Here is a 3,474-nt window from a genome sequence, read left to right as displayed (position 1 = left end):
CAGCCCCAACGAATACGAACGACGACACCACACCGCTAAGCTCACGCTCGCCGCGTGACCAATACCCGCGTGTCCACCATCACGGGTGAAGGCCCACCCTTCGTCACCATCGATGCGAGCTTCTTACGAGGTGGTGCGTGCTGTATGTCGTCGCGGCCTGAGCGATGATCTCCGGCATGACAAACGGATTGGCGGCGGGGGCAAGGCCGGGTGGCGACGGTGCCGACGCCTGGCGTGCGCGGTTGGGCTGGGCCTTTGGCCTCATGGCCGACGATCCCACGGAGCGAGCGGCTGCGCTCGCGCACCTGGACGGAGCCAGGAAGAACACCTGGGCGGCTCTCGACCGGTGGAACGAGCTGTGGTATCTCACAAGGCCACTGGGGCCGGAGGAGCAGTATCGGGAGTCGGCCTTCAGGCGGGCTCGCGAGGTGTATGCAGACATGTGCAACCATTCCCTGCCTGAAGGGCTGTGGGGGGTCGAGGGTATCCTCGGGCCGGGTCTGCCCTATGCGCTTCTCTTTCTGGAGTGGGAGGCGCGGTTTCCCCGCGAGTGGACAGAGCACGCAAAAGCGTGGAGCACGAAACAGTCGCTCATCCGCCGCATGGCTGTCGCCGACCATGATCAGCCGACCAGGGCGAAGCTCATCGACCTCGTCGAGATCGTCGTCCAGCGGGCCTACCGCTGCAAGGACCGCGAGTACGTGCGTGTCGCACGAGCAGTCGACGGTGAGGATCTCCGCCGCAGGCTCAGTGCGGCCGCCGCCTCGGACAACCCATGGGCACGACTTCACGCCGGCTACGTCCTCTGGCTTCTCGATCGTCCCGAGGTGCCGAACACGCGGCATGTCTGGCACACATGGGTTTCGGAGGAGTCCGGAAGGCGGCATGGCTCCTCCGGTCCTTAACGGTAGTTCAGGGCTACCGCACACGCTCGTCCCCATAGCCCCGGTGCCCACCCTGAGCATGAAGGATCTATCAGTCGCCCATGACGCGGTGTCGATCAGCGGCTGTCCGAAGTTGGAATGGGCTCAATGTCAAGGAGAAATGGCGGCGGTGCCGTGGGAAAGCTGACTCGGGCACCGAGCCTGTCGACCTGCCCCCCTCTACATGTCGCCCGGGGGCAGCCCGCTGTCTCTTGACGCCCTGGCCTGTGCCGCTGCACGGGCGAGCACATCGTCGGTGAGGCCGAACCGCGTGCGCAGCGCGGTATGGCCCGCATCGGTCACTGTGACCATTCGGGTCGTGCTCCGGTGCACCAGCCAGGATGAGTCCAGCGCGTGTCGGAAGAGCGCCGCGCCCACTGCGCCAGCCAGATGAGGGCGCTGTTCCGTCCAGTCCAGGCACGTACGGACGTGAGGTCGCCAGGAGGCGTTGGGGCGGTCGTCGGAGATGCCGAGGTCGCGCAGCCAGTCCCGGCCCGTCGCGGTGAGGGCCGGTCCGTAGTCCCAGGCCAGCAGCCCGAGTTCGGTCATCGCGTCGGTGATCGCCACGGCCAGCGCGCCCGCGAGATGGTCGTAACGGATACGGGCGTGCGCCAGGGCGCGGCGGCGGTTGGAATCAGTCAGCGAGCGGACCGGGACTGGTCGGGACGGTGCCCGGGCGGCCAGGTTCTCGATCATTTCGGCGGTGTCCGCGGTCGCCAGTCGCAGCAGCCGATTCCGCCCCTGCCGCTCCTCGACCAGGATGCCGCCCCGCACCAGCCGGTCGAGGTGCGCGCTGGCGGTGGATTGTGCGACGCCCGCGGTGTGTGCCAGCTCCGACGCGGTCCAGGCACGGCCGTCAAGCAACGCCAGACAGAACGCCGCGCGAGTACGGTCCGCCAATAGACCCGCGAACTCGGCGAGATCGGGGCCGTCTGCGTAGGTTCCGTCGAAGCTGCTCACCCCTACGGTCTCGCCCGACGACAGTTCGGCCGCCGACGAAGGGTCCGGACCCTAGGGTTCGAGACCATGACGACAGCGACACACGCGCCCTCACACATCGCGATAACCCCGAGCATCCTCTATTTCGGTACCCCCGTCGCCCTGCTGACCACCGAGAACGCGGACGGTTCGGCCAACCTGACCCCGGTCTCCTCCGCCTGGGCGCTCGGCCAGACCGTGGTACTCGGCCTCGGCGCCGACAGCCAGACCGCAGCCAACCTGGCCACCCGACCGGAACTCGTGATCAACCTTCCGTCGCCCGGCCTCTGGGCCGCAGTGGAGCGACTCGCCCCGCTCACCGGAGCATTTCCCGTGCCCGCCGCCAAACAGGCACGGGGCTACCGCTACGAACCCGACAAGTTCGCCGCGGCCGGCCTCACACCCGTACCGTCCGAGACGGTACGGGCCCCGCGCGTCGCCGAGTGCCCGCTCCAGCTCGAGGCCCAGGTCCGGCGCAGCTCACCGGACGCGGAGGGCCACTTTCTGATCGTGGAGTGCGCGGTCGCACGCGTCCACGCCGACCGGCGCATCGTCGTGCCCGGCACTCAGCACATCAACCCCACCCTCTGGAGCCCGCTCATCTTCAACTTCCGCCATTACCAGGGCCTGGCCCCCGAACTCGGCCACTGCTTCACCTCGCAGACACCCACTGAGCCTTTTCCCACCTCATGCTGATGCGTGGTGAAGGACGAGGACGGCCTGGACGATCGCTGTGATGAGGTTGGTGCTGCAGCGGATTCTCCGCAGCAGACGCCAGCTTTTCAGGGTAGCCATGGCCTGCTCGCCAATACAGCGGATCGTGGCGTGTGTGCTGTTGTGGCGGCGCTGCCACCGCCTGAGGCGACGGCCACGGAAGGGAACCCGGATGGAGCCGCCGGCGCCCTGGTATGCCTTGTCGGCCCAGCACTTGAGGTCGGCGTCGGTGAGTGCGTCGATGATGCCGTGGGTGCGGGCGGCGGTCAGGTCGTGGGCGGAGCCGGGCAGCGCGGGCGAGGCCCACAGCAGGCGGCCGAACGGGTCGGTGAGAACCTGCACGTTCATGCCGTGACGTTTGTGCTTGCCCGAGTAGTACGGGGTGTCGGCGGCGATCCGGTCGATCGGCAGCAGGGTGCCGTCCAGGATCACGAACGCCTTGGTCCGCGCGACGCGCATCGCCTCGGCCAGGGTGGGCACGAGCGAGGCCAGTACGTCGACGGCCTCGCGTATGTAGCGGTATGTGGTGGCGATGCCGATACCGAACCCGGCGGCGAGCTGGGCGTAGGTGTCACCGCACCGCAGATGAGCCAGGGCGAGGAGAGCCTGACGGCCGGCGGTCAGACGCCGCCACCGGGTCCCGATCTCCCCTCGCCGGGCAACGAGGCGTCCAGTCAGGTACCGCAGGGTGCGACTGGACAGGTCGATCGACGACGGGTAGACGAGCACGCGAAGCTCCGTAAGTTGTTGGGCGGCCCGGGAGGGCCGGGTGTGGCTGACGCGAAGCTGTCTTCAGTGGCTTGCCAGGAGTGGCCGCCCGGCTCTTCGGGGCGCCCTGGCTGCTGATTGAGATATGCGA

4 protein-coding genes are annotated in these 3,474 nt (G+C 68.0%); 2 read left to right on the top strand and 2 right to left on the bottom strand.

Annotation, left to right across the window (positions count from 1 at the left end; genetic code table 11):
• Positions 1–176 precede the first annotated feature (176 nt).
• Positions 177–905 (top strand): hypothetical protein, encoded by a 729-nt coding sequence (locus tag ACFWUY_RS40950; protein WP_384121940.1) that lies wholly within the window; start codon positions 177–179, stop codon positions 903–905.
• 198 nt (positions 906–1,103) lie between these two features.
• Here the strand turns inward: ACFWUY_RS40950 and ACFWUY_RS40945 are convergent, their stop codons facing one another.
• Positions 1,104–1,883 (bottom strand): ArsR/SmtB family transcription factor, encoded by a 780-nt coding sequence (locus ACFWUY_RS40945; RefSeq protein WP_384121937.1) that lies wholly within the window; start codon positions 1,881–1,883, stop codon positions 1,104–1,106.
• Positions 1,884–1,949: 66 nt separating this feature from the next.
• On the opposite strand from ACFWUY_RS40945, the gene ACFWUY_RS40940 reads away from it, so the two are divergent.
• On the top strand, positions 1,950–2,597 hold the full coding sequence (locus ACFWUY_RS40940) for a flavin reductase family protein (protein WP_384121935.1): 648 nt from the start codon (positions 1,950–1,952) through the stop codon (positions 2,595–2,597).
• Here the strand turns inward: ACFWUY_RS40940 and ACFWUY_RS40935 are convergent.
• Positions 2,589–3,344 (bottom strand): transposase family protein, encoded by a 756-nt coding sequence (locus ACFWUY_RS40935; protein WP_384121933.1) that lies wholly within the window; start codon positions 3,342–3,344, stop codon positions 2,589–2,591. The genes ACFWUY_RS40940 and ACFWUY_RS40935 overlap by 9 nt on opposite strands.
• Between the last annotated feature and the right edge of the window lie 130 nt (positions 3,345–3,474).

Source organism: Streptomyces sp. NPDC058664, assembly GCF_042716635.1.
GTDB lineage: Bacteria > Actinomycetota > Actinomycetes > Streptomycetales > Streptomycetaceae > Streptomyces.
The sequence above is the reverse complement of the archived record's forward strand: the minus strand, read 5'-3'. Positions and strand labels throughout refer to the sequence as shown.

Bases quoted from the DNA above. Each gene is read 5' to 3' on its own strand.
- ACFWUY_RS40950 (WP_384121940.1), top strand. From the start codon at position 177: ATGACAAACGGATTGGCGGCGGGGGCAAGGCCGGGTGGCGACGGTGCC.
- ACFWUY_RS40940 (WP_384121935.1), top strand. From the start codon at position 1,950: ATGACGACAGCGACACACGCGCCCTCACACATCGCGATAACCCCGAGC.